The 26,164-nt window shown below is 63.1% G+C and carries 21 protein-coding genes, 1 tRNA gene and 1 other RNA gene; 11 read left to right on the top strand and 12 right to left on the bottom strand.

Going from position 1 to position 26,164, the window contains the following annotated elements:
- The first annotated feature begins 151 nt into the window (after positions 1–151).
- From GGQ74_RS02925 to radA, 6 genes are all read left to right on the top strand, one after another.
- The gene (locus GGQ74_RS02925) at positions 152–2,584 is read left to right on the top strand and encodes a homocysteine S-methyltransferase family protein (RefSeq protein ID WP_167940034.1); all 2,433 of its coding nucleotides are present in this window, start codon (positions 152–154) and stop codon (positions 2,582–2,584) included.
- A 2-nt stretch (positions 2,585–2,586) separates the two neighbouring features.
- On the top strand, positions 2,587–3,117 hold the full coding sequence (locus GGQ74_RS02920) for a TlpA family protein disulfide reductase (RefSeq protein WP_167940033.1): 531 nt from the start codon (positions 2,587–2,589) through the stop codon (positions 3,115–3,117).
- Between the two features lies 1 nt (position 3,118).
- Entirely contained in the window at positions 3,119–3,583 is a 465-nt protein-coding gene (locus tag GGQ74_RS02915; protein WP_167940032.1) for an N-acetyltransferase, read from the top strand.
- A 65-nt stretch (positions 3,584–3,648) separates the two neighbouring features.
- On the top strand, positions 3,649–4,170 hold the full coding sequence (gene hpt / locus GGQ74_RS02910; RefSeq protein WP_167940031.1) for a hypoxanthine phosphoribosyltransferase: 522 nt from the start codon (positions 3,649–3,651) through the stop codon (positions 4,168–4,170).
- Positions 4,171–4,242: 72 nt separating this feature from the next.
- Positions 4,243–5,061, top strand: coding sequence for a DUF3426 domain-containing protein (locus tag GGQ74_RS02905; protein WP_167940030.1), 819 nt, complete (start codon positions 4,243–4,245; stop codon positions 5,059–5,061).
- A gap of 47 nt (positions 5,062–5,108) precedes the next feature.
- Positions 5,109–6,446 (top strand): DNA repair protein RadA, encoded by a 1,338-nt coding sequence (gene radA / locus GGQ74_RS02900; protein WP_167940029.1) that lies wholly within the window; start codon positions 5,109–5,111, stop codon positions 6,444–6,446.
- 48 nt (positions 6,447–6,494) lie between these two features.
- On the opposite strand, the gene GGQ74_RS02895 is transcribed toward radA, so the two are convergent.
- The 9 genes from GGQ74_RS02895 to GGQ74_RS02855 all read right to left on the bottom strand — a co-directional run bounded on the left by GGQ74_RS02895 (position 6,495) and on the right by GGQ74_RS02855 (position 17,108).
- Positions 6,495–8,840 carry a response regulator gene (locus GGQ74_RS02895; RefSeq protein WP_167940028.1) on the bottom strand — a complete coding sequence of 782 codons (2,346 nt, stop codon included), beginning with the start codon at positions 8,838–8,840 and terminating at the stop codon, positions 6,495–6,497.
- A 340-nt stretch (positions 8,841–9,180) separates the two neighbouring features.
- Positions 9,181–10,638: a cysteine--tRNA ligase gene (gene cysS, locus GGQ74_RS02890; protein ID WP_167940027.1), complete on the bottom strand. Its 1,458-nt coding sequence runs from the start codon at positions 10,636–10,638 to the stop codon at positions 9,181–9,183.
- Between the two features lie 164 nt (positions 10,639–10,802).
- Positions 10,803–11,987 carry a 2-C-methyl-D-erythritol 4-phosphate cytidylyltransferase gene (gene ispD, locus GGQ74_RS02885; RefSeq protein ID WP_167940026.1) on the bottom strand — a complete coding sequence of 395 codons (1,185 nt, stop codon included), beginning with the start codon at positions 11,985–11,987 and terminating at the stop codon, positions 10,803–10,805.
- Positions 11,988–12,069: 82 nt separating this feature from the next.
- Positions 12,070–12,429, bottom strand: an RNA gene (rnpB, locus tag GGQ74_RS02880) — RNase P RNA component class A.
- Positions 12,430–12,482: 53 nt separating this feature from the next.
- Complete coding sequence (locus tag GGQ74_RS02875; RefSeq protein WP_167940025.1) at positions 12,483–13,256, bottom strand: zinc ribbon domain-containing protein; 774 nt, start codon at positions 13,254–13,256, stop codon at positions 12,483–12,485.
- A 102-nt stretch (positions 13,257–13,358) separates the two neighbouring features.
- Positions 13,359–14,150 (bottom strand): Nif3-like dinuclear metal center hexameric protein, encoded by a 792-nt coding sequence (locus GGQ74_RS02870; protein WP_167940024.1) that lies wholly within the window; start codon positions 14,148–14,150, stop codon positions 13,359–13,361.
- A 379-nt stretch (positions 14,151–14,529) separates the two neighbouring features.
- Positions 14,530–14,605 (bottom strand) — tRNA-Ile (locus GGQ74_RS02865).
- A 143-nt stretch (positions 14,606–14,748) separates the two neighbouring features.
- Positions 14,749–15,432 carry a queuosine precursor transporter gene (locus GGQ74_RS02860; RefSeq protein ID WP_167940023.1) on the bottom strand — a complete coding sequence of 228 codons (684 nt, stop codon included), beginning with the start codon at positions 15,430–15,432 and terminating at the stop codon, positions 14,749–14,751.
- Positions 15,433–15,614: 182 nt separating this feature from the next.
- The gene (locus GGQ74_RS02855) at positions 15,615–17,108 is read right to left on the bottom strand and encodes a GGDEF domain-containing protein (RefSeq protein ID WP_167940022.1); all 1,494 of its coding nucleotides are present in this window, start codon (positions 17,106–17,108) and stop codon (positions 15,615–15,617) included.
- A gap of 268 nt (positions 17,109–17,376) precedes the next feature.
- Here GGQ74_RS02855 and GGQ74_RS02850 point away from each other — a divergent pair, with 268 nt between their 5' ends.
- The 3 genes from GGQ74_RS02850 (at position 17,377) to GGQ74_RS02840 (ending at position 21,136) form a co-directional block, all read left to right on the top strand.
- Entirely contained in the window at positions 17,377–18,258 is an 882-nt protein-coding gene (locus tag GGQ74_RS02850) for a glycosyltransferase family 2 protein (protein WP_342448572.1), read from the top strand.
- A 165-nt stretch (positions 18,259–18,423) separates the two neighbouring features.
- Positions 18,424–20,019, top strand: coding sequence for a glycosyltransferase family 4 protein (locus GGQ74_RS02845; protein ID WP_245168107.1), 1,596 nt, complete (start codon positions 18,424–18,426; stop codon positions 20,017–20,019).
- Positions 20,009–21,136, top strand: coding sequence for a glycosyltransferase (locus GGQ74_RS02840; protein WP_167940019.1), 1,128 nt, complete (start codon positions 20,009–20,011; stop codon positions 21,134–21,136). Before GGQ74_RS02845 ends, GGQ74_RS02840 begins: the two co-directional genes overlap by 11 nt.
- On the opposite strand, the gene GGQ74_RS02835 is transcribed toward GGQ74_RS02840, so the two are convergent.
- Together GGQ74_RS02835 and GGQ74_RS02830 are read right to left on the bottom strand one after the other, a co-directional pair.
- The gene (locus GGQ74_RS02835) at positions 21,087–21,968 is read right to left on the bottom strand and encodes an esterase/lipase family protein (RefSeq protein ID WP_167940018.1); all 882 of its coding nucleotides are present in this window, start codon (positions 21,966–21,968) and stop codon (positions 21,087–21,089) included. The two genes, GGQ74_RS02840 and GGQ74_RS02835, sit on opposite strands and share 50 nt — an antisense overlap.
- 83 nt (positions 21,969–22,051) lie before the next feature.
- Positions 22,052–22,969, bottom strand: coding sequence for a DHH family phosphoesterase (locus tag GGQ74_RS02830; RefSeq protein ID WP_167940017.1), 918 nt, complete (start codon positions 22,967–22,969; stop codon positions 22,052–22,054).
- A gap of 191 nt (positions 22,970–23,160) precedes the next feature.
- Between GGQ74_RS02830 and GGQ74_RS02825 the strand changes: the two genes are divergently transcribed.
- Positions 23,161–23,967: an alpha/beta hydrolase gene (locus GGQ74_RS02825; protein ID WP_167940016.1), complete on the top strand. Its 807-nt coding sequence runs from the start codon at positions 23,161–23,163 to the stop codon at positions 23,965–23,967.
- 6 nt (positions 23,968–23,973) lie between these two features.
- Here the strand turns inward: GGQ74_RS02825 and GGQ74_RS02820 are convergent, their stop codons facing one another.
- Positions 23,974–25,197 carry a tRNA nucleotidyltransferase/poly(A) polymerase-related protein gene (locus tag GGQ74_RS02820; RefSeq protein ID WP_167940015.1) on the bottom strand — a complete coding sequence of 408 codons (1,224 nt, stop codon included), beginning with the start codon at positions 25,195–25,197 and terminating at the stop codon, positions 23,974–23,976.
- Positions 25,198–25,276: 79 nt separating this feature from the next.
- On the opposite strand from GGQ74_RS02820, the gene GGQ74_RS02815 reads away from it, so the two are divergent.
- Positions 25,277–26,164 carry a biotin--[acetyl-CoA-carboxylase] ligase gene (locus tag GGQ74_RS02815; RefSeq protein WP_167940014.1) on the top strand — a complete coding sequence of 296 codons (888 nt, stop codon included), beginning with the start codon at positions 25,277–25,279 and terminating at the stop codon, positions 26,162–26,164.

Here is a 26,164-nt window from a genome sequence, read left to right as displayed (position 1 = left end):
CGTGCCCCTTTCGGGGTCCGGGAACGATATAGTTTTTGTTTGTCACTTTCAATGTTTTTAAGTACACAACACAGGCCCGGCAAGCCTCGGAATCCGCGCTTGGCGGGCGTAACCCGTTCTCGCTGTCAACCCGCAAAAACGGAGCATGACGTTGCCTGATTTTCGCCGTTTCCTCAAGGAAAGCCGCATGTTCGCCTTCGATGGCGGCATGGGGACGCTTCTGCAGGCCCGGGGACTGAAGCCCGGCCAGTCACCCGAAGCGTTCGGCCTCGCCAATCCCGATATCGTTGCCGACATTCATCGTGAATACATAAACGCCGGAGCGCGTGTTGTCACCACCAATACCTTCGGTGGTACGGATTTCAAGCTCGACGCCGGTCTGGAAGTCGTCTCCTTCAACCGCGAGATGACCGCCGTGGCCCGGCAGGCCGCCGGAGACCGCGCCTTCGTCGCGGGTGACATCGGCCCCACCGGAAAGTTCTGTCGTCCGCTTGGCGACGTGGACTTCCGCGACCTCGTCGAGGCCTTCAAGCGGCAGATTCGCGGCCTGAGCGAAGGCGGAGCGGACCTGCTCATCATCGAGACGCAGTTCGACCTCGCCGAATGCAGGGCCGCCGTTATCGCCGCCCGTGAAGTGTGCGACCTGCCCGTGGCCGTGTCCATGACCTTCGAGGATGGCGTCAGCCTGACGGGCACCCGCCCGCTGACCTTCATCGACACCATGCAGAACCTCGGCGTCGAGCTCATCGGCACCAACTGTTCCGCCGGTCCCGAAGGTATGCTTGAGGTGGTGCGCGCCATGCTGCCGCGCCTGTCCACTCCGTTCTTCGCCCAGCCCAACGCCGGCCTGCCCGAGCTTGAGGACGGCCGCACCGTATTCCGGCTGGACCCCGAGACCTTCGCTGAGCAGATAAAGCCTTTCGTGGCGCTTGGGGCCAAGGCCATCGGCGGTTGCTGCGGCACCACGCCGGAGCATATCCGCTGCGCCTCGAAGGTGTTCGAGGACGTGGCGTGGTCGCTGCCCGAACCGCCAGAGCGCGACTGCCTCGTGCTGACCTCGCGCGCGCAGTCCGTGGCCGTGTCGCCGCATCGACGCAGCAAGGTCATCGGCGAGCGCATCAACCCCACGGGCAAGAAGCAGCTCACTGCCGAACTTCAGGCCGGGCAGTTCTCCGAAGCCTTCCGTTTTGCCAAGGAGCAGTTGGCCTGCGGCGCACATATCCTTGATGTGAACGTGGGCGCGCCCATGGTACGCGAGGAAACGCTGCTGCCTGATCTCGTCTCGGCCCTCGTGTCGCGCGTGCAGGCTCCGCTGTGCCTTGATTCCACCAACGCAGACGCCATCCGCGCCGCGCTGGACGTGTATCCCGGCTCACCGCTCGTCAACTCCATTAGTGGCGAACCCGGCCGCATGCAGGCCCTCGGCCCGCTGTGCAAGCACTATGGCGCGCCGTTCATCATGCTGCCGCTTCTGGGCCGTAAGCTGCCCGTGACCGCCTCCGACAGGCTCGCGGTCATCGAGTCGCTCCTGCGCGAGGCCGACGACCTCGGCGTTCCGCGACGGCTCATCATGGTCGACGCGCTGGTGCTGACCGTATCGTCCAAGCCGGAGTCCGCCAAGGCCTGCCTCGAAGTCATCCGCCACTGCCGTGACGAATGGAATCTGGCCACGGTGTGTGGTCTGTCGAACATTTCCTTTGGTCTGCCCGCGCGTGAACTGCTCAACGCCTCGTTCCTCGTGATGGGCATGACGCAGGGCCTTTCGGCCTTCATTGCCAATCCCGGTTCGAATCGTCTCATGGAGAGCCTCTCCTCGTCGGAGGTGCTGCTCGCGCGGGACCCGCAGGCTCGCGATTTCGTGGCCGGTTACGCGGAGTGGAAACCGACCGGCGGTCCGTTGCCGGGACGCGATTCGCACCTCGCCGGTGCGGCCGCGCCCGTGGAAACTCCGGGGCAGGCCGTCATCGCAGGTGCGGCGGAGAAGGTCGTCGAACTTGTGGAGGCCGAGCTCGCCAAGGGCCGCGATCCCTTCGAGATCGTCGATAGCGACCTCATCCCGGCCATCACCGAGGTTGGCGAGAAGTACGAGCGCAAGGAATACTTCCTGCCGCAGCTTCTGCAATCCGCCGAGACCATGCAGCTCGCCTTCGAGCATCTGCGCCCGCACCTTGAGGCCGTTTCGGGTGGCAAGGAACGGGTGAAGGTGGTCATGGCCACGGTGGAGGGCGACATCCACGACATCGGCAAGAACATCGTCATCCTCATGCTGCGCAACAACGGCTTCGAGGTCATCGACCTTGGCAAGGACGTGCCCGCAGAGCGCATCGTGGAGACGGCGCGCCGCGAAAATGCGGCCGTCATCGGCCTGTCCGCGCTCATGACCACCACCATGGTCCGCATGGAGGAGACCGTGAACCTTGTGCGCGAGCAGGGCCTGAATTGCAAGGTCATGGTTGGCGGCGCGGTGGTTACGCAGGATTATGCCGACAGGATCGGCGCGGACGGTTATTCCCGCGACGCTGTGGACGCTGTGAAGGTTGCCAAGGCCTTGAGCGGCGCCGTGGCCGAGAGCCGTGGAGCATGAGAATGCGCAAGGGATTTGTGAAGCGGCTTGCCGGAGGGGTGGTGCTTTCAGCGGCGCTCCTCGGCTTTTCCGCTCCTTTTGTCGTCGGACAGGCCCATGCGGATGCCGCAGTTGCGGCACTGCCCGGAAACGAGCGGGACACCGTGGCCGCGATGGATATCATCCGCGCAGTGGGGTCCGCCCGCGGGCGGGTGGTTGTCGTCAATTTCTGGGCTACATGGTGCCCGCCGTGCAGGGCGGAGATTCCCGAACTGCGGCAGCTTCGCGAAAGCTATTCCGACGCGGACCTGCTGCTTTTGGGCGTGTCCCTCGATGACGACGAGAAGGCCTATGCGGAATTTCTCGGCCGGACGGAGTTCAATTATCCCGTCCGCCGAGCTGACGATTCCGTGACCAGTTTTTTCAGGATCGAGGGCATTCCGCGGATCATGGTCTACGATGCGGCGGGCAAACTCGCCGTGAATCATGAGGGCATGGTTACCGCGGACGAACTGTCCCCCGTTGTCGATAAGCTTCTCAACCGGAAAGAGTGAAATGAGTTCATACATTCGCAAGGCAATGATGCAGGACGTGAAGGCCATTCACGCCCTGCTCATGTCGTGTGCCTCCAAGGGACAACTGCTGCCCCGTTCGCTGAGTTCCCTGTATTCGCATCTGCGGGATTTCCATGTGCTGGTGGACCGGGACGACGAGCGCGTGCTCGGATGCTGCGCGCTGACCATCTTCTGGGCCGACCATGCCGAAATCCGCTCGCTTGCCGTGGTCGAGGAGTTGAAGGGACGGGGCTTCGGGCGCAAGCTCGTGGAGTCCTGCCTGTCCGAGGCCGTGACGCTTGGGGTTTACAAGGTCTTCACTCTCACGTATGTGAGCGGCTTTTTCGCGAGGCTCGGATTCGAGGAAGTCGAAAAGGACGTTTTGCCGCAGAAGGTGTGGACGGACTGTCTCAATTGTCCCAAGTTCCCCGACTGCGACGAGACGGCCATGCTCCTGGTTATGTGAGCGGGCCGTCGCTCGATTCCGCATGCGCATGACACGTCACAACTCCAAGGAAACAGGTTGAACATATGACTGGAAAGAACATGAAGGTCGTCATCACTCCCGAGGAAATTCGGGAGAGGGTCGCCGTTCTCGGCCGCGAGATCACCCAGCGCTTCAACGGCGAGCCGCTCGTCGTCGTCTGCGTGCTCAAGGGCGGTTTTCTCTTTTTTGCCGATCTCGTGCGCACCATCGACCTTGACCTTGAGCTTGAGTTCGTCCGTCTGGCCAGCTACGGCCGTGGCACCGAGAGTGGAGAGCTGGTCTTCTCCAAGGATGTGGAGACGACCCTGAAGGACAAGAACGTGCTCATCGTCGAGGACATCGTCGATACCGGGCATTCCATGGATTTCCTGCTGCGCACCTTCGAGGAGCGCAAGCCGAAGGCCCTCGCGTTGGCCGCGCTGGTGGATAAGTATGAACGCCGCGAAGTGGACGTAAAGGTTGACTTTCCGGGTTTCCATATTGATAAAGGGTACATCGTCGGGTATGGAATGGATTTTGCGGAGCGATTCAGGGAGCTTGGCGGAATTTACGAACTCGTCGAGTAGCTGGCGGACATTGCCGCTGGCGTTACAGGACTAGGGCTCCGGGCGAGGGGGCTGAAGGAGAGTGGTTCACATATGGTCGTAGAATGCCCGAATTGCCACACGACGTACAATCTCGATGAACAGTTCGCGACAGCGGGCCGCAAGGTGCGTTGTACCGTCTGCGAGAATATCTTCACCCTGTCGCCCACGTCCGCCCCGCCAAAGGCGGGCAAGTCCGAAGCACCGTCCGAAAAGCCTTCCGCTCGCAAGGATGCCGCGCGAGAGGAGGAATCCTTCGAAGGCCTCGGCAGCCTGTCCTTTGATATCGATGAGGGCGCAAAGCCCGCCAAGGGCGGTCGTGCGAAGACCGTGGCCATCGTGCTCATGATTTTTGCGCTGCTTGCCGGTGGCAGCTATGCAGGCCTGCGTTTTCTCGCTCCCCAGTATCTCCCCGCGTTTCTGGGCGGCAAGGCTGCCATGGAGGAGATTGCCATGGAGCAGGCCGAGCAGATGGAGGAGATGGTCAAGCGCATCTCCCTTGAAAGCATCCGCCAGTATTATGTGGACAACGAGAAGGCCGGGCGCATCTTCGTCATCGAGGGCCGCGCCATCAACGGTTTCGAGGTTCCCAAGGAGCTTGTCGAGGTCGAGGCCAGCCTGTTCGACGACAAGAACGCCGTGCTCGATTCCCGCCGTCTGCTGTGCGGGAACACCCTGTCCCTGTTCCAGCTTCAGGTTCTGGATCAGGCGGAGATCGAGAAGGCCCTCACCGACGAAGCCGGTGTGGGGTCCAACAACGTGAATCTCCAGCCCGGACAGGAAGCGCCGTTTATGTTCGTGTTCTTTTCGCCTTCCGACGCCGTTTCGGAGTTCGTGGTCAAGGTCGTGGCCGTCCAGTCGGTGGACATGTAGTCCGCGTCCGGCACGAACGTCCCAGCCCGCCCATTGCGTACATCATCATGAAGAAGAAAAGCGTCTACGTCTGTTCCGAGTGCGGGAGCGTTTCTCCGCGCTGGCAGGGGCAGTGCCCGCACTGCGGCATGTGGAATTGCCTGGCGGAGCAGACCGCTCCGCGCAAGGCCGGTACCGCGCGGCAGGCCGCAGCGGGAGCCATTCATGCGCCGGTCGCCCTTGCGGATTTTTCCGAGGAGCGCGCGGTGCCGTATTCCAGTGGGCTCGACGCGCTGGATCAGGTGCTCGGTAAGGGACTCATGCCCGGTGGCGTCGTGCTGCTTGCGGGCGATCCCGGCATCGGCAAGTCCACGCTTCTGCTCCAGCTCGCGGCGAGCATCAGCCGTAGCGGCAGGCGAGCGCTTTATCTTTCCGCCGAGGAATCCCTCGGTCAGGTCCATGCCCGCGCGAAGCGTCTGGTGGCGTCTCCGCCCGATTTGCTGGCCCTTTCCACCACACGGCTCGAAGACGCGCTGGCCGCCATCGGCGGTCCGGATCGTCCTGATCTCATGATCGTGGACTCCGTGCAGACCTTGTCCTCCGATGACGTCGAAGGCCTTCCCGGCAGCGTCAGTCAGGTGCGCGCGGTTTCGACGTCGCTCATCGAGGCGGCCAAGAGCAACGGCGCAACGCTCATCCTTGTCGGCCATGTCACCAAGGACGGCCAGATTGCTGGCCCGAAGCTCCTCGAACACATGGTGGACACGGTGCTGTCTCTCGAAGGCGACAGGCGGCATCTGTACCGCATCCTGCGCGTCATGAAGAACCGCTTCGGCCCGAGTCACGAGATGGTGGTCTTCGAGATGCGCGGTTCCGGCATGGAGGTCGTGCATGATCCGTCCACGTTCTTCCTTCAGGATCGCAACCCCGGCCTGTCCGGCACGGCGCTGGTCATGGCCATCGACGGGCAGCGTCCCTTCGCGGTGGAAGTGCAGGCGCTGGTCAGCAAGTCGTTTCTGGCCATTCCGCGCCGCACGGCCCTAGGATTCGATGCCAACCGGCTGCATCTGCTGCTGGCCGTGCTCGAAAAGCGTCTGCGGCTCAATCTGTCGCAGGTGGACATCTACACCAAGATCGGCGGGGGACTGAAGATGACGGACCCCGGCCTCGATGCGGGCATCGTGGCCGCCGTGCTGTCGTCCTTCTACGACAGGGCGTTGCCGGAGGGGGCTGTGGTCTGGGGCGAGGTGGATTTGAACGGGCAGATTCGCCCGGTCACCAGTCATGACATTCGGCTCAAGCAGGCGCAGCGCCTCGGGTACGGTCCCATTGTCGGGCCTGCCTCGGGCGGGCGCGGGGCGCGCACCATCGTCGATCTCCAGACGAGTCTCTTCGGGAAGGGGTAGCGGCTCCCGATTCTTTTTTCATTTTCGGGCCGCTCAGTTACGGGCCGCTTAGTTTTCCACCGGGAATGTCCCATTTGCCGCGGCGATGTTCGCGAGCAGTCTTTCCAGTTCTTCCAGTTCGACGGGTTTGGGCAGATAGTCGTTCATGCCAGCCGCGATGAAGCGGTCCCTGTCGCCTTCCATGGCAAACGCCGTGAGGGCGACGATGGGGATTTGCGCCTTGTCGCCCAGGTCGAGCCGCTCCCGAATGATCCGTGTCGTCTGAAGCCCATCAAGCACCGGCATCTGAACGTCCATCAGGATGCAACCGAATTCTTCCTGCGCCAACAGGTCCAGAACTTCCTTTCCCGTGGTCACGCTGCGGAACGGGTAGCCAAGGTGTGTCAGGAATCGCTCCAGCGCGATGCGGCTGAGCCTATCGTCCTCGGCCACGAGGATGCAGGGGAGAATCTCGGGCATGACGGCCGGGACGTCCTCAATGACCTCGTACGGCGGGGCGGCCGGAATATCGACCTGGAACGTGAAATGGACAGTGGTTCCCTGCGTTTCGGCCGATTCCACGGACAGCGTTCCGCCCATTAGACTGATCATGCGCTTTACGATCCCAAGCCCGAGGCAGTGCTCTGGAGATGAGCCTTCCTGAAGATCAAAGCTGGTCTCAAGGCGATTTTCGCTGAATCCTATGCCTGTGTCCGCCACGAAGATATGGATTACGAGCCGCTGATTCGGGCGATAGGGTAGCGCGTTGGCCATGATGACCACCCCTCCGCGCTCCGTGAATTTGATGGCGTTTCCCAGAAGATTGAACAGGACCTGCCGGAGTTTCTGCGCATCGCCGTACACCCGGTCCGGTATGTTGGGAGCCATGTCCCAACCGAGCGTAAGGCCTTTGGTTGTGGCTTCGGGTGCGAAGCTGTCCACGACGGTCTTTAGCGTTTCCGCAATGGACAGAGGTTCCGAGCGGACGGTGAGCGTGTCGGGAGCGAGGCGCGAAATGTCGAGCACGTCGTTGAGCAGGGTGATGAGTCCACGCCCGGCACGCAAGGCGTTGTCGACGAAGCCGCGCTGTTCCTTGTCCAGGCGTGTCTTGTCGAGCAGTTGGAGCATGCTCAATAGCCCGTTGAGGGGGGTGCGGATTTCGTGGCTCATCATGGCGAGGAATTCGGATTGCGTGCGGCTGGCGGCAGATAACGTCGTTTGGGCTACGCGCAATTCCTTCATACGCTTTACGGTTTCGGACATGTCGAGCACACAGGCAAGCGTTCCGTCATACTCGCCCGTTTCGTTTTGGATCGGCGCGGTGACGAGCCGCGTGGGGAAGATGGTGCCGTCCGCCCTGCGCAATTCCACATCGTATGTGCCGCCGTGGCCTTCGCGTAGGGCTTGCAGGCGCTCCTTGGCTGGTAGCCTTTCGTCTTCGGGCAGAAAGGCCTGCAGTTTGGTAGAGAGAAGTCGCGATTCGTCGAGGCCGAGCATTTCGGCCATGCGTGAATTGACGAATATGGTGCTGTCCTGCTTGTCCACAACCCAGATTCCTTCCATGAGGTTTTGGGCGACGAGGCTGTACTGGTGCTCGCGAAGCGCCAGTGCCTTTTGCGCGGCGTCGCGTTCGGCCATGCTCTGGACGAGTTTTCTGTTGATGGCGCAGACGGAGCGATAGCGCCACAGGAGTAGCGTCATCGCCGTGAGGAAGATCAGCCCGCCCGAGATGAGTAGGATGCGCTGGGCGGACCAGTAGGGAGTTTTTCTTCCATACCATTTCACGTAGATGTGCTCGAATTCGTCCTCGGTGACGAAGTGGCGCACCTCGCGGTCCAGCGCGACGAGCAGCGCGGTGTTTCCACGGGCCACTGCCATGGCGCGTTTGACTTCCATGGCGGGAGGTTCAAGCGAGGCGATGCGGTCCTCGATGCCGAGCATGCGGGCCATGCGCCATACGAGGGGGGCCGGATAGATGATCGCGTCCACCTGCCCAGAAAGCAGCAGAAGGACGAGATCGCGCAGGTCATCCGTCATCACTTCGACGAACGCGGGGCTGGACGAGACGATGGAGTGCCCGACGTTGGCTTGAACCGTGCCTATACGTCTGCCTTCGAGGTCCTCCAGCGTGTTGATGTCTGGCGCGGAGGCGCGGATGAAATATGAGATTTCGAAGGTTTCGAGGGGCGAGGTGAATTCGGCGTACTCGGAGCGACGGCTCGTGATGCCCATGTTCGGAATGACCTGCGCCTGTCCTGTCTTGAGGGCCGTCTGGGCGAGGTCCCAGTTGTCGTAGACGCTGTAGTGGACGGTCAGACCTGCCCGTTTCGCTATGGCATTCATGACGTCGATGGCGAAGCCGACGGGGTTGCCCTTTTCGTCCGTGTCATAGTGGGGTGGGAAATATCTCGGCACGGCGGCCGTGGTAATCTCCTGCGCTGTAGCCGTTCGAACCCCCGGCAGCTCGATTGCGCACAGGAATGCGCTAGTCAACGCCAGCAGGAGAGAAAGGAATCGACGCGAAACCTTGCATGGCGGGGCGGATGTGGCGAGGGCTCTCTTTCGTGGCACATTCACCTGCGCTTGGTTCAGGTGTCCGAAATACGTTGGAGTCCTTGGGCGTATCCTTCAACCTACTCCATTTTCGATGCGGTGGACAGGGTTCGCGCGCACGAGCGCCGCGCTCGGCAGGGAAAATGAAAAGCGCCCGCCTCCATGGGAGACGGGCGCTTTGATGTGTCATGTCTTTGGGCGGTTAGATGACGTCCCATTCCTGCCCGGCGGGGGTGTCCTTCACCTCGATGTCCATGGCGGCGAGTTCGTCGCGCACGGCGTCGGAGGTGGCGAAATCCTTGTCCGCCCGGGCCTTGGCGCGGCGAGCGAGCAGTTCCTCGACCTGACTGAGGTCAATCCTGTTGCGGCGAATCTTCATGGTGCGAAGCGCGGCGAGGAATTCGTCCGGGTCCTGATTGAACACGCCGAGCACCGTGCCCCACGAGGACAGCAAATACTGGACGCGATTCCACAGAACACGCGCGCCTTCGCTTTTGCGCATGGTCTTGTCCTCGGCCACGCGACCGGCAAGGCGGACGAGACCGAACACATGGCCAAGCGCGGCTGCCGTGTTGATGTCGTCATCCATGGCGCGGGTCCATTCGGCTTCGATGTGCGCCAGTTCCTCGGTGATCTCAGCGGGCAACTGCGCACCGGACCACTTCTCGCGGGTGAGGGCCGCGCGGATTTCGCAGCGGGCGGTGTAGATGCGCTTGAGGTTCTTTTCGGACTCAAGCATGTTGTCGGGCGTGAAATCGATGGGGCTGCGGTAGTGCTTGGTCAGCAGGAAGTAGCGCAGCGTCTCGGGCAGGTAGGACTCCAGAATGTCGCGGATGGTGGAGAAGTTGCCAAGCGACTTGGACATCTTCTCGGAGTTGACCTGCACAAAGCCGTTGTGCACCCAGAAGCGGGCCATTTCAGTAGCCGTGGCGGCCTCGGACTGGGCGATTTCGTTCTCGTGGTGCGGGAAGATGAGGTCCTGCCCACCGCCGTGAATGTCGAAGGGAAGCTGGAGGTGCTTGTCGCTCATGGCGGAGCATTCGAGGTGCCAGCCGGGGCGTCCGGGGCCCCACGGGCTGTCCCACGTGGGTTCGCCGGGTTTGGCGGCTTTCCACAGGGCGAAGTCCAGCGGGTCTTCCTTCTCGTCGCCGGGCTGCACACGTGCGCCGGAGCGCATCTCGTCCACGTCGCGGCCGGAGAGCTTGCCGTAGGCGTCGAAGGACCGCACGCGGAAGTACACGTCGCCGGAGGGCGTGGCGTAGGCGTGGCCGGTCTCGATGAGCTTCGAGGTCAGGGCGAGCATTTCGTCGATATGCTCGGTGGCCTTGGGTTCGATGTCGGCGCGCAGGACGTTCAGCCGGTCCATGTCCTCGTGGAACGCGGCAATGAAGCGCAGGGCGAGGGCCATGGGGTCTTCGCCGTTCTCGTTGGCGCGGTTGATGATCTTGTCGTCCACGTCAGTGAAGTTGCGGGCGAAGACGACATCGTAGCCGAGATGGCGGAGGTGGCGCACGAGCACGTCGAAGACCACGGCGGATCGGGCATGACCGATGTGACAGTAGTCGTAGGCGGTTATGCCGCAGGCGTACATGCGGACATGGTTGTCCCTGAGCGGTGTGAACTCTTCCTTCTGGCGGGTCATCGTATTGTAGAGCTGCATGGGCCGTACTCCGGTATCACTCGGTCTGTTTGTTGTCGTTTTCCGTGCTGTGCGCGGTGATTGCGCCAATGTCTGACAGGGGTGGCATCATGCACCAAATGCCCCCATGCGTCAAAGCGTTGGGGGAAATGCCAGTTTGCGGGCGCAACAGCCGTGAATGGCGATTAACCGTGGCGAAGCGCCGTGACGCAGGCCACAGCCTTGATGCCGAGCTTCTCGCCGGTAAAGCCGAGACCTTCCTCGGTGGTGGCCTTGAAGTTGACGCGCTGTGCGTCGATGCGCAGCAGCCGGGCCACGTTGTCGCGGATGCGTTCGCGATAGGGAGAGAGTTTCGGAATCTGGGCGATGACGGTCAGGTCCACGTGGCACAGCTCCAACTCCGCCTCTTCGGCCATGGTCAGCACCTCGTTGACCAGCACGGCGGATTCAATGTTGGAGAAGGCCTTGTCCGTATCGGGAAAATGCTGGCCGATGTCGCCCTTGCCGAGACATCCGAGCAGGGCGTCCGTGAGCGCGTGGAGCAGGACGTCGCCATCCGAGTGCGCGACGACCTGCGGGCCGCCGTCGATGGGCACTCCGCCGATCTTCATGGGCCTGCCGAGTCCGTACTTGTGGACGTCGTACCCCCAGCCGACGCAGGGCAGCGGGGCTGGCGCGTTGTCGGTGAGCATGCGCAGATCCTCCGGATTCGTGATCTTGATGTTGGTCTCCTCGCCGGGGACGACGCGTACGGCTCCGCCTGCGGCCTCAATCATGGAGGCGTCGTCCGTGACGTCGAGCCCTTTGGCGTTGCAGAACTCGTGCGCGGCGATAAGGGTGGGCAGCGCAAAGGCCTGCGGCGTCTGCACCGCGCAAAGTTCCGCACGGTGGAGAGTCTCTGCCACCAGCCCCTCGGGCGTGACGCGCTTTATGGTGTCCGTGACGGAAATGGCGGGGATGGCGGCCACATCGCCCTGCTCGACGGCGTCGATGAGGCGGTTGGCGAGCTGCGCCCCGGCGAAGGGGCGGGCGGCGTCATGCACGAGGACGGTGTCGCAGGTTTCGGCAATGGCGCGAAGTCCGTTCAGCACGGAGTCCTGACGGCGTTCGCCGCCGGGGACGGTGAGGCAGGGGAGGACGATGTCGTCCCTGCTGGCGAGGTCGCGCACGATGGCGGCGTATTCCTCGAATTCCGCTTCGGGAAGGACGAAGACGAGTCCCTTCACGCGGGAGACCCGCGCCAGCGTCCGGGCGCTCTTCCAGAACAGCGGCGCGCCCTCGAAGGGGATGAACTGCTTGCGTGTGGACAGGCCCGCCCGCGCGAGACGGGTTCCCTGACCTGCGGCGACAATGACGGCCCAGACGGACATGGTTTTCATCGTGTGTGCAAGGGGTTTGAAAAAGGAACGGCGCGGAGGCAAAAGCCCCAGCGCCGTCCGTGGTGACCTGAATGTCGGGAGCCGGACTGTAAGCCGGGTTCTGTACTCCCCGAAGGGAGTGGTCATCATTCCTCTAGGACCGCAGTTGCCTACGGCCTCAAGCAACCTACCCGAAAGCATCAGCCGGGCCGGCCTCAAACGCTTTCCTATTTGGTCTTGCTTCGGACGGGGTTTACCTAGCTCGACACGTCACCGTGGCGACTGGTGGGCTCTTACCCCACCGTTTCACCCTTACCGGCTTTCACCGGCGGTCTGTTTTCTGTGGCACTGTCCGTGGATCACTCCACCTGGACGTTATCCAGCGTCCTGCCCTGCGAAGCCCGGACTTTCCTCCCCGATCCCGAAGGATCGCGACGATGACCCGTCCGACTCCCGAAATGTCAAAGGCGTTTTGCGGCGCGCGGTTCACGCCGCAGTGCGCCTATACTATTCCTGCTCCTCGGCCTCGACCTCTGCCGCGGGTGCGGCGGGAGCGTCGGCGGGGGCGCAGAAGTGGTTGGTCCAGTAGATGAGTCGCTGGCAGTTGGGGCAGCTCAGAATCTGTTCGCCGCGCTGCAGTTCGTTGAAGATCTGCGGGGGAATCAGAATGTGGCAGCCATTGCACACGGCCTCGTCCACGGGGACGATGACGGGGTGCTGAATGCGGGCGCGGATGAATTCATAGCGACCGAGAACGCGCGGAGGAATGACTTCACAGGCGGTCTCGCGATCCTTCTGGAGCTTGGTCAGACGCTTCTTGGCCGTGGCGGTGCGCTTCTTGAGGTTGGCGCTGCATTCCTCAAGCTGTCCCTTGAGTTCCTCGGCCTCGGCCTCGGCGGCGGTCTGACGCTCCTTCTGGCGGTTCATCTCGTCCATGAGAGCGATCTTCTCTTCCTCGCGGGAACGATTGATCTTCTCCATGTTGTCCATCTCGCGCATCATGGCCTGATATTCGCGAGTGTTGCCGGCCATCATGAGCTTGTTCTTGCTCTTCTTGATCTTGGAGTCGTTGCTGTCGATCTCGTCGGCAAGCAGGCGCTGCTGGTGCAGCAGGATGTCGGTCCGCTCCTTGGTCTGTTCCATGCGCTCGGTCAGCTTGGCGTTCTTTTCCTCAAGAGCGGCAAGCTCCTTTGGCAGGCTTTCGAGTTCCTTCTCGATGACGATGATCTCGTCATCAACCTTCTGCAGAACGACGAGCTGTTCGATTTGCTTGAGGTACATGCTCAACGGAATTTCCTCCTCGGCAGTTGCCTGTTGGCGGCCGGCTGGCGGCTGCCGTGAATGTATCAAGACCCCGTGGGCGGGTTCTTTGCGTCGTATGTCCTATCGTCCGGCGCGCAGGGCGAACGGCTCGCGGCCGGGGAAGAAACGGACTTCGGCATCGTGCCGTCCCGAGAGCCGGGAGGCGAGCGTTTCCGCCAGGATGCGCGTCATGGTTTCTTCCAGAGAAAAATGTCCCACGTCAATGATGAAAATATTCGATTCAAGCGCCTGATGGTACTTGATGTCGCCCGTAATGTAGACCTGCGCTCCGCTTGCCTCGGCGGCCGGGATGAGCGAGCCGCCAGAGCCGGTGCAGTAGGCCACCGAGTCGATGCGCTCGGGAATTTGCCCCGTGGTGACCCAGAAGTCGCGTTCCACGCATGCGCCGAGGCGATCCGCGAAGGCGTCCCAGCCCATGGGGGCGGGGAGCCTGCCGACGAGACCGAAGCCGACCATGGGGTTGCCGGGGTCGGTTTGTTCCATCACGCGCGGTTCGTCAAGCTCCAATTCCCGTGCGAGCCAGCCCGCGGGGCCTTCGGGGCGGACGTCGAGGGACGTGTGCGCCGCGTACAGCCATGTCCCGCGTGTGAGCGTCTGCCGCGCAACATCAAGAAAGAAGCCGGGCCTGTCGAGGGGCTTCGGCTCCATATACAGAGGATGGTGCGTCAGGATGAAGTCCGCGTTCCACTCCAGCGCCTCGGCCATGGCGGCTGGGGACGGGTCGATGGTCACGGCTATCCTTTCGATATCGCCGATGGTGCCGGCGATCTGCACACCGCTTTTGTCCCACGGTGCGGCACCCGATACCGGGGCCATCTCCTCGATGCAGGCGATCAGTTCACGAACGTTCATGCCGCTCCTCAAAAAAGAAGGGTGCTTCCCTGTTCGCGTCGGAGGAAAGCACCGCTGTTGTCGCGCGGTAGCGGGGGGCGCAGGGCACCCGACCGATGTCGGCAGGTCCGTGGACCAACCGGCGTAATCCGCACGGATCGTGCGCATGCCGGAGGATACGAGAATCCCGACGCCGCGCACAGCGGCCCTTGGCGGTGAGACGTCAACGCGTCCCGTGCCCGCCACAGGCAAAGTCCACCTTGCGGGAAGCGAAAACTTTAGCAGAAAAGCCAGCACTCCGCAAGAACGCAAAGCGTTCCGGCGTGTTCCCGGAGTGGTGTTCGTTATTGTCAAAAAAGGGGTTGGAAGGACAATCGTCTTTCCAACCCCTGAAGGTCATTGGTGGGCCAAGTAGGACTCGAACCTACGACCAACCGGTTATGAGCCGGGAGCTCTACCAACTGAGCTATTGGCCCAATGCGCCTAGCGAGCCGATACTTTTACCCGTAGAAGTCCAAGGATGTCAAGGATTCTTCGGGGAAAGAGCCTCGGTGGCGCGTGGTGCGGCGCTCACGGTCCCTGTCGCCGCCGACGGGAGCCGCGAGCGTAGCGCGGGGCGCTAGGCGAACTGTTCGTCCTGTGTGCCGACCTTGCGGGCGAGGTAGATGAACGGCGTGTCGAGCGCTGCCACGAAGGCCTTGAACAGGTATGTGGTGAGGAAAATCTCGGCGAGGACCGGTCCCTCGAAGACACCCCAGAAGGCCACGAAGCAGAACACGGCGGAGTCGAGCATCTGGCTGACCATCGTGCTCACGTTGTTGCGCAGCCACAGGTGGCGGCCGTTGGTGCGTTCCTTCAGACGGTGGAAGGCCCACACGTCGTGCGTCTGCGAAATGAGGTACGCGGCCATGCTGGCAAGGGCGATGCGGGGCATGAAGCCGAATATCGCCTCAAGGTGCGGCTGGGCGAAGTCCTCCGGAGTGGGGACGAACTTCAGCGCGATCTGCATGTATACCGTCATCATCACGAGCGCCACGAATCCGAGCAGAACACCGCGCTTGGCTTCGTTCTTGCCGTAGAATTCGCTCAACAGGTCCGTGGAGAGGTAGACGCTGGCGTAGAGGATGTTCCCCAGAGTGGTCGTCAGGCCGAAGAGTTCGACCGTCTTGATGACCTGGAGGTTGCACAGGATGAGGTTGAAAACGATCAGGGCGTAGAGTCCGGATCGACCGAAGAGCCGAAAGAGGACCACGACGAGCGAAAGGTCCACCACGGCAAAGCAAAGCCAAAGGATTTCGTTCATTGACGACTCCGGAGTTAGATTTAGAAGGAGGGCGGCCTCCTTCCCGGCACCATTGCCGGAACGCGCGGGTTGTATACCCGGTGGCGGGCATGGTCAACCCCGCGGGGCGAACGAGGCGATGATACGCGAAAGGGGCCGCGAACGGAAGTCCGCGGCCCCTGTGGGTTCATGTCTGTAATAGATTAGGAATTCGCTTCGCGTGGCTGGTCCGCGTCGTCCTCGCAGCCGAGCGAGGTGCAGACCATGTTACGCCCCGAGGCCTTGGCGAGGTAGAGCGCGCGGTCCGCCTGCCGCAGGATGTCCACATTCTTCTTGAATGCGCCCGGCGGAATGGATGCCACGCCGATGCTCGTCGTGATGGTGAAGTTTTTTCCGTCTGCGGCGAAGAGCATTCTGGCGATTTTCTGACGCAGACGCTCGGCGAGATTCCATGCCTTCGTCTCGCAGGTGTGGGGCAGAATCACCGCGAACTCCTCTCCGCCGTAGCGGGCGGGAAAGTCCGTGGAGCGAAGGGTTTCGAGCAGCAGTGCGCCCACGTCCTTGAGTACGGCGTCTCCCGCCTGATGGCCGTAGGTGTCGTTGACGGCCTTGAAGTGGTCGATGTCGAGCAGCAGCAGCGAAATGTCCTGCGAGTAGCGGCGTGCGCGCTTGAGTTCGTCCACCAGACGCTCGTCGAAGTATTGGCGGTTGTAGATGCGCGTCAGGCCGTCGTGGTCGGCGCGGATCTTGACCTCGCGGTAGAGCAGGGCGTTCTTCAGGGCGAGGCCGAGGTGGTTCGCGGCGGAATGGAGCACGTCGCGCTGCTCGCGGCCAAGGCGCACCTGCTCCGGCGTGAGTAGCGCAAGACAGCCGAAGTCCCGCCCGCCAGCCTTGAGCGGCAGCAGGATGACCTGCCCCGGACGCGGCGAGAGGTCCACGCCGTCATCGGTCGCGGCGGCATCGAGCAGGAAGGTGAGCTGATAGCTGTCCACATGCGCGGTCGAGAGCTTCGCCGCCGTCTTGAGCAGCAGTTCCACCCACGCCTCCTGAATGTCGCTGTGCTCGTGGAAGGCGAGGAAGAGTTCGGCTTCCACGCTCTCGCGGCCCGTTTCGTGCCAGAAGATACACTGCGCGGCGCTCACCGGGAAGAGCATGTTCAGGTCCTGCCGGGCCTGCGTGATGATCGTCGCGGGGTTGAGGCTTTCGACGGCTCTCGCCATGACCCGGTTGAGGAACAGCAGGTAGTCGTTCTTGCGGGCAAGGATTTCCCGTTCGAGGGAAATCTCGCGTGTCATGCGCATGATGTCGTCATAGAGATTGCGCACCTCGATGGCCTTGAGCAGGGCATCGCTGATGGCGGCAGGCCGCAGCGGAGCGCCGAGAACCGACAGAAAGCCCATATCTACATAGGCTTCCGGGGATACGTCGCTGCCCGTACCGTTTTGCAGAAGCACCTTCTGGACGCTGTCCCACCCGAGGATTTCCTCGCGGCGGGTCGTGTCGAGCGCGTCCCACGAGGCTATGGGAATCCACAGGACGAGCGGCTCGTCCCGCTCCACGTCGCCCGCTTGGGGCAGTGCGTCCGGCGTCCAGTTGCGCAGCTCGTAGCCCGAACCGGAGGCGGTTTCGATCTTTTTGCGGTCTATGTCGTTGAGGCCGAATCCCCAGAGGAGCGTGCGGCTTGTCATGTTCTGCATGTGCGAATCCCCGTTGTGGGTGGAAAAGAGTTCCGTTCGCGAGTTCAGAAGCAAGAACGGGGCCAGTTTGAGCGGGCGGCGTCGCGGATGGTATGGACCGCTTCGTTTTTCAGGCGATTGGGTGTACGGGAATGCGGGCGGCTGGTGTGTGCCGGAGGCGAGGTCGCTATTTTTTTGACGCATGGACCGCGCCGCGCTCAAGAATTTCGGGCTTCGGCCGAAAAGACCAAGAACCGGAAGGAGTTTCGCAATCCGGAAAGGACGGGGAGTGAAGGACATTTCCATATCGATCATAGTGCCGAACTACAATTATGGCCGCTTTCTGCCGAGGCTGTTTACCTCGCTGTGCGCGCAGAGCCGTGGGCTGTCGGACGTGGAGGTCATCGTCATCGACGACGGGAGCACCGACGATTCCGTGGCGGTCGCAAATGAATTGGGTGCGACGCTTGGCGCGGCGGAGTTCCGCGTGGTGCGCATGCGCCATTCGGGGCGTCCGGGCACCGTGCGCAACGTGGGGCTGGCCCGCGCATGCGGGCGATTTATGCTGTGTCTCGACCCCGACGACGAGGTGGCTCCGCAGTATCTGGGGGCCACCCTTGCCGCTTTGGAGGGCTGTCCGCAGGCGGGTATGGCCGTCACGGACTACGAATTGGCCGAGGGGGACGACGTGCGCGTCATCCGCGTGCCGGAGTTCGATCCGGACATTCTGCGCACACAGAATCCCTATCCATCAGTCATGCTTTTCCGGCGGGAGGTGTACGAGCGTTGCGGCGGCTACCGTGACGACACCGCCTACGAGGACTGGGAACTGTGGGTGCGCGCCGCGTCCGCCGGATTTCGTGTAGTGCGCGTGGAGCGAACTTTGTTTCGCTATAATTTCCATGCGGGGAACTATTCCCAGACGGCGCGCAGGGACGATGCGCGGGCCAAGGCCGCGCTGGTGCTGGCCAACCGTCGGTTCTTCGATGCGCAGGTCGTGGCGTGGGCGCGGGGTGTCGAGCGGGGCGAGCCGTGGGCCGTGGGCTTCGGGCGTGGGCTTATCCCGCGCGCCGAAGATGTGCGGACCCTGCGTGGCATCGCCGAGCGGGTCGCCGGGGAGATGGCCGCAAAACACCGGGAAGGCGAGGTGATCCCACCTGTTACGCCATGAATGTGTTCCGGCGCGAAGCACAGACGCCGCGAGCGACGCGCCTGCGCAACCGGCCTTCGTGCCAGCCGGTCTTGACGCGGCGGGCGGTTCCATGTTCCATCCAAGTCCATGATATCGAAAAAAATATGGGGAACGCTCGACCCTTTCATCGAGGGCGGAGCGATCATGGGGCGCAGCGTGGCCAACGCCGCGTTTCTGCGTGCGCTTCTGCGGGCCGATCCTTTTGACGAATACCATTTCCTGCTGCGTGACCGGGCGCTGGCCAACGGCGTGCGCGCCCGGCTGGCCGACGAGTTCCCCGAACTCGCACGGGGCGGGCGGCTCGTCTTTCGCGAAAGGGCTGAACTGCCCGCCGCCATGGCCGATACGCCTTTCCACTGCATGCACCTTTCGGATTGCATCAATCATCCGGCGCATCTGGCCGCGCTGCGCAACGCCTTGAGTCCGCGCATCTTCCCCATAACCGGCCCCACCCATTCCTTGAGCTATCGCCGTTTCTCCACGGATTTCCTCGCCCAGCTCTGGCCCGGATCGACCCGGCGCGACTGTGTCATCGCCACGTCGACCACGGCCGTGGAGGTGGTGCGCGGATTTCATGATTACCTTTCGGAGGGCTACGGCATCGCGCCGGAGTGCAGGCCCCGCGTGGAGCGCATTCCCCTTGGCGTGGATACGGACGTCTACCGTCCCGCAACGCAGGAGGAACGCCGTGCGGCGCGCGAGAGCCTCGGGCTGGCCGATGGGCAGTTGGCGGTGCTGCTTTTTTCCCGGCTGTCGCACCATTCCAAGATGGACCCGCTGCCCGTGCTGCGGGCATTCCAGCGTCTCGGGCGCGAGGGCTTCGACCTGTCACGCGTGGTTTTGTGCCTTGCGGGGTGGGACGATGGCGATGGCGCGGCCTTCGGCGCGACGCTGGCCGAACTGGCGCGCAATGTCGGCCTAGGCTGGCGGCTGGAGGTGGGGCCGGACGAATCCCGCAAGCGTGAACTTTTCTGGGCCTGCGACGTGTTCCTGTCGCCGGTGGACAATCCGCAGGAGACCTTCGGACTGACGATGCTGGAGGCCGGGGCCATGGGCTGCGCTGTGGTCGCCTCGGACTACGACGGATATCGTGATCTCGTCGTGCACGGTGAGACGGGGCTCCTTGTGCCGACCCTCGGTCCCCGGACGACGGACGGCGTGGACCGCATGGCCCCGCTGGTCTTCGACGCGGACTATCATTTGCTGCTGGCGCAGGAGACGGTGGTGGACGTGCCGCGAATGGCGCAGGCGCTACGCACGCTCTTCGACGATCCCGCACTGCGCGGACGTCTTGGCGAGAATGCGCGGCGGCGGGTGGAAGCCGAATTCTCGTGGCGGTCTGTCGTGGAGCGACACGTCGAGCTGTGGGACGCCCTGTGGAACGAGCCGGTGGACGAGGCCGCCTTACGCGGGCGTCGCCATCCGATGCAGTTGCCCTATGCGAGGGTTTTCGGCGGGTATCCGACGGGCGTCCTCGATGACGCCTTGCGCGTGACGTGGTCGGCCGCCGGGCGCGCCCTGTATCGTGGGCAGGAATTCGTCTCCTTCTATGAAGGAATGGAAAGCCGTCTGTCTCCCGAGAGGCTACGCCGGGTCGTGTTTTTCGCGCGAAAGCCCATCGCCTGCGCGCGGCTTGCCGCCAAGCTCGCCGAGGCGGAGTCCATGCCCCCCGAAGATGCCGAGTTTTGCATCCTGTGGGCGCTCAAGAACGATTTTCTGGAGCGCTGTGATGAGCGGTGATTTGCCACCGGTGCGCATTCACGCGCTCTTGCAGCATCGCGGTGGGGCTACGGGCATCGCGCGGGCCGTGTTCGAGGGATGCGTCCGTGAAGGGGGCGATTGCGCCTTTTCCCATGAGCTTGCCGAAGGTGAGGGCGATGGCGACGAACTCGTTTCCGCATCCGAGGTTGGCGCATGGGTGGCGCGTACGCCCGGCGCACTCGCGCATGTTCATGGTTCCCTTGATTGGGAGGCGTGTCTGGGCGGTCTGTCCGGGCATGCGCCGCTGGTGGTGACGCTGCATGATTGCGGGCTGTTGACTGGCGGTTGTCCCTATCCGCTGGACTGCGACCAGTGGAGTGCCGGATGTGCCCACTGCGAGCGCAATTTCCCCGCATCCGCCGAACGCCGTGCCGCAAGGCGCGAGGCCGTGAGACTGGCACGTCCGGTGCTAGTTTCCCCCTCGCGCTGGTTGGCGAACATGGCGCGCGAGGCGTTGCCGGATGCCGATGTCCGGGTGATTCCAAACGGCGTTCCGTGGCCGGAGCATCTTCCCGCAAAGGTCGAGGCGCGGCGCGAGATTGGCCTAGCTCCCGGTGTGAAGCTGGTGCTTTTCGCCGCACACGGGGGCAGGGATGCCGCCTACAAGGCCGGTGACAAATGGGAAGCCCTCTGGCAGCGCATCAAGCTGGCGGTGCCAGAGGCCGTGTGTTTCATGGTCGGTGGCGAAGTCCACGAGAGGCGGGGTGATCTTTTCCTGTGGCCGTATGTGGACGGGGAGACGATGTTGCGCTTCATGCGCGCGGCGGATGTGCTGGCCTATCCGACCATGGCGGACAATCATTCCCTCGTGGTGCTCGAAGCCATGAGCATGGAGCTGCCGTGCGTGGCCTTCGGTGTGGGGGGCATTCCGGAACAGATCGTCTCCGGCGAGACGGGCATCGTCGTCGCGCCGGGGCAGTGGGAGGCCATGGAGTCCGCCGTGGTGCGGGTGCTTCGCGATCCCGGCCTTGGTCGGCGGATGGGGCGCGAGGCCTTCGAGCGGGGGCGGATGCGTTTTTCCCGCGAGCGAATGGTGGCCGACCACCTCAGGCTTTATCGCCGCCTGTCCCAACGGGAGCGAGAGCTTCGCGGATAAAGGCGAGGGCCTGCCGGATGACGCGTCTGTCGTAAAGCATGAAGACATGGCTGACCGGACCGGTCCGTTGCTGCTCCCAGCCGGGGACGCCAATGCGCAGGGCGGCGTTCGGCAGCACCATGTTGTCCACGGGCGAGGAGAGGCTCAGGCAGGGAATGTCCGCCGGGCGGCTTTCTTCGTTCAGGCGGCGGATGGCGGCACCGTCGGGCGTGATGTCCTTGGCGAGCCGCCCCGGTGCGATGGACGCGAGTCTGCTGCCGTTGTGCGGCGTCCCGAGGGTGACCGCCACGGCGATGTGCCGCGCCGTATCCTCGTCCGCCAAGAATGTGCGCAAGACGAGTCCACCAAGGCTGTGCCCCACCACGACCGCCCGCTGGCCGGGATGGCGTTCCATCATCTTCAGAAACCGTTCCTTCGCCCGCGTGGCGACCTCATCGAAATTCCTGCCAAAACTGAGATAACCGAAGGTGTACTGCCGCGAAAGGCCCTCACGGGCCAGCACGCGGGAGACGCGCAGCCACGCCGAAGGGTTGTGGTAAAGCCCATGCACAAGGAAAACCGGATGGGGGCTGGCGTCATCGGACGGGCGCGGCAGCCAGAGTCTGGGAACGAGGCCCGCCGCGTAGGTCGCGATGATGACGCACTGCCCGGCAAGGGCGGTGGCGAATCCGCGAAGGGTCCACGCTACGGCGTGTCCGTTCGAGAGACGGTCCAGTTCCTCGCGGTCACTTCCGTTGGCCGTTTCGTACCAGAAGATGAGATAGGTCGCGCAGGCGAAAAGGACGATGGCGGCGCACAGGGCGGCAAGCAAAAGGAAGACGAGCGTTTTCATGTGTGGGGAGTTCCGTCGCGCAGATGACGCGGGCCGCATCCGTCAGGATGCGGCCCGCGAGGGATTTGGGTGGAAGCCGACCGTCAGCCGTCGGCGTTGATTTCGGCGATGATGTCCTTCAGGCGGTCTTCGGCCTGCTCGACGGGAACCTGACAGGTGCCCACGGCAGCGTGACCGCCACCGCCGTAGCGCAGCATGAGCTTGCCGACGTCGGTTTTGGATGAGCGGTCGATGATGCTCTTGCCCACGGTGAAGACGACGTTCTGGCGGTTCAGGCCCCACAGTACGTGGATGCTGATGTTCACCTGCGGGTACAGGGCATAGATCATGAACCGGTTGCCCGCGTAGATGAGGTCCTGATTGCGCAGGTCGATGACTGCGCATTTGCCGTGCAGCGAGGTGTTGTCCTCAAGCATCTGGCGGAAGAGCTTTTCCTGCTCCAGATAGCGGTCCACGCGTTCCTTCACGTCGGGCAGGGCGAGAATTTTGTCCACTGGCATGGCGCGGCAGTACTCGATGAGATCCTCCATCAGCCTGTAGTTGCTGATGCGGTAGTCGCGGAAGCGGCCGAGTCCTGTGCGGGGGTCCATGATGAAGCCGAGGAGAATCCACCCGCTGGGTTTGAGGATTTCGTCCTGCGTCAGATTGGCGCTGTCGACCTTGTCCACGGCCACGAGCATGTCGTCGAAGCTCTCGGGGAATTTCTCGTGCCCGCCGTAGTAGTCCCAAATGACGCGGGCTGCGCTGGGAGCCATCTTGTACATGCCTTCGAACTGGAAGTCCGTACCGAGGCGGCTGCCCTCGCTGGAGTGATGGTCGAACCACATGCCGCAGCCCTTCACGTAGGGCACGTTGGCAAGGATATCATTCGAGGTGACTTCGATGGTGCCGTCCTGAAGGTCCTTCGGGTGGGCGAATTTCCATTCGTCGATGAGACCCAGCTCGTTGAGCAGGACGGCGCAGATCAGTCCGTCGAAGTCGGATCTGGTAAGCAGTCGCATGAAAAAATCCTCCTTGCTGTGGGCAGTGCCGTTTGCGGCGTCATGCTTCCCTGATGATGCAAAGATGTATGCGTGCAATACATCAATGTATAGCCAGAACGGTCAAAATCTGTCAAAGATTTTGAGGTGAAGTGCCGTTGCCGCATGCCGCGGCGACAGAGTGCCGGTAGCACTTGCCAATGAAAACGGTCATGCAGCTCGCACTTTCCCTACTGATTGCCATGCTCGCCTACATGGCGTGGGTATACGTCACGCAGGAGCGGATGGTCTATTTCCCGGATGCCGTCATGTCCGGCACTCCGGCGGATGTCGGCCTTCCCTTCGAGGACGTGGCGCTTACTGCGTCCGACGGCGTGCGGCTGTCCGCATGGTTCGTTCCGCATCCTCGGGCGCGGGGCGTGGTGCTGTTCTGCCACGGTAACGCCGGGAACATGTCGCACCGCCTTGATACGCTACGCATCCTAAATTCCCTTGGCCTGTCGGTACTCATCTTCGATTACCGAGGCTACGGCCAAAGCGGCGGGTACGTCACCGAGGAAGGAACCTATCGCGACGCACGGGCCGCGTGGCAACATCTGACCATCGCCCGCGAGATTCCGCCGCAACGCATCGTCGCGTGGGGGCGCTCCCTCGGCGGGGGCGTGGCCGCGTGGCTGGCCGAAAACGAATGTCCCGCCGCTCTCGTGCTGGAATCGACCTTCACGTCGGTCCCCGACATGGGGGTGCTCGTCTATCGCTGGTTGCCCGTGTGCATGCTGGCCCGCATCCACTACGATACCGAAAAACGTCTGCGAAGGGTAGAGTGTCCCGTGCTTGTGATGCATAGTCCGCAAGACGAGGTCATTCCCTTCGAGCAAGGGCACAGGCTCTACGGGGCCGCCGGGGAGCCGCGGCGTTTCGTGGAGCTTTCCGGCCGTCACGACGACGCGCACCTTCGTTCCGGAGCCACCTACACGCGCGCCGTGGATTCGTTTCTTCGCGAATTGGTGGGCATGTAGATTTGCCTACGCCTCGCGCCGGGCTGCAAGCGCCTGCGCCCGCAAAAGGCGCAACTTTTCGCCGGATTCCGGGCCGAGATCGCGTTCGGATTCCGGCAGTCGCACGGCAAGCATGACGGCGAGATCCTCACGGGCGAGGGGGGCGAGGTCGTCACCTCCATCCGCCCGGACGACGGCGAAAAGTTCCTCACGAACGCGTTCCGTATGCAGGACGTGGAGCAGATCCACCCGAGTGCCGGGGCGAAGCTCGACATAGCGCGCCGCCGTCATGTGGTGCCGGGCGGCAACGGCTCCAGCCCGGATGAGGCGTGTGGGCAGGGCAAGGCGCTGGCCGAGGGCGCGGGCCATGTCCTCACCGCGAAGTTCGTGCCCGTGGTGGGCGGGGAGCATCTCGACAGGCGTGGCGACCTTGCCGATGTCGTGGACCATGGCCATCCAGCAGGCGATTTCACGATCGGCTGGCGGCGGGGGGAAGGAGTCGTCCTCGGCGATGGCGTCCGCGCACTTTGCGCTGTGTTCCAGAACATCTTCGCTGTGCCACTGGGGCGGCCCGGCGGGGATGGCCTCTGCACCTGCGAATTCCTCAAACCATGAGCCAAGGCAGCCGGTGGCGGCCAGAATGCGCAGGAAGCGTCCCGGTCTTGCGGCGCGGAGCGCCTTGCGTAGCTCGTTGCCCACGCGTTCGGCGGCGAGAGCCTCCAACAGACCGTTTTCCGCCGTGTCGAACATGGCCTTGGCGAGCTCTGGGTGGATGGTGAATTCGGGAAGCTGCGCGGCGAAGCGTGCCGCCCGGAACACGCGCAAGGGGTCGTCGGCCATGGCTGTTGCCGATGCCGGGCGCAGGATGCGGTTGTGCAGGTCCGAAAGCGCGCGGGGGTGGCCGATGACCATGCGCGCGGCGGAACTGGCGCTCGGAATGCGCGGATAGTCGGGCAGGGGCAGGGCGATCGCGTTTATCGTCAGATCGCGCGATTCGAGATCGGCCATGAGTTCGGCCCCGGAGGCCGCGCTGGAGCCGAAGTCGCAGCAGGCACGGCCGTTGCCGCGAGGAAAGGCGTATTCCCTGCCGTCGTGGATGAAGACGGGGAAGGCGTGGCCCACTTCGCGCGCCGTGGGAAAGCGTTCCTGAAATTCGCGGGGCGAGGCATCAAGCACGAGATAGTCGCGGTCGGAAATGGCGCGTCCCATCAGCATGTCTCGCACTGCTCCGCCAACGAGGCATATCTTCATGCATAACAGCTATCACCTAATGCGAAACGATGCCAGTCGGGATTGACCAGCCGTCTGCATCGGCGGTAGGTCATGGCGCATGAACGACAGCCATGAACTTCTTCTTATAGGTAGGGAAACTGCCGGAATCAGCGAGGCGTTGACCCCAGATTCGCTGGCGGACATGCATCCGGGCTGGAGCGCCGATGTGGCCGCGTACGGACCATGGGAGCTTCGCGATGGAGATTGGCGCTCCTGCGGATGGCGCGGCCCGGCCACTGTTGCCGTGTGCGGGCGTTGTTCCTCCAGCCTCGACGTGGCGCGTGATCTTGCCGGGCAGGGGAGCATCGGCCCGTGGGACGCGGTGCTCGCCACGAGCCAGACCGCCGGGCGCGGGCAGCTTCGCCACGAATGGTCATCCCCGCAAGGCAACCTCTACGCCGCGTGGGTGCTTCCACGCTTCGCCCCGGAGTGGGACGTGCTCCTTCCGCTGGTGCTCGGCGTCATCTGCGCCGAAACGCTCGACGAATTCGGCATCGGTGCGCAGATCAAGTGGCCTAACGATCTTCTCGTGGATGGGCGCAAGGTCGGGGGTATTCTCGTTGAGGAGCGCGGCGGCATACTCATCGCCGGGCTCGGGCTGAACATCGTCCGTTCCCCTGGCGACGACGCCATCCGCGAAGCATGGTCCCCCGGGGCGGCGAGTCTTGCCGATTTTGCGGAACCTCCGACCCCGATCCGCCTATGGTCCGCACTTGTGGAGCGGGGAAAAGATTGGTACAACACAGCGCTTTGTGGGAGCACGCCTCGGGAATTCATCCAAACCATCACTCGTCGCATGGCATGGTTTGGCCGTGTGGTCCGGATTCACGGAACCGGAAGGGAATGCACGGCCAGAGTGGTTGGTCTTGCGCCCGATGGCGGGCTTGTCCTCGATTATGGGGACCACAGGGACACCCTGTATTCCGGAAGCATTTCACCGGCTTGA

The sequence above is a fragment of the Desulfobaculum xiamenense genome, from assembly GCF_011927665.1.
GTDB classification, from domain to species: domain Bacteria; phylum Desulfobacterota; class Desulfovibrionia; order Desulfovibrionales; family Desulfovibrionaceae; genus Desulfobaculum; species Desulfobaculum xiamenense.
This window is presented reverse-complemented; position numbering and strand designations above follow the sequence as displayed.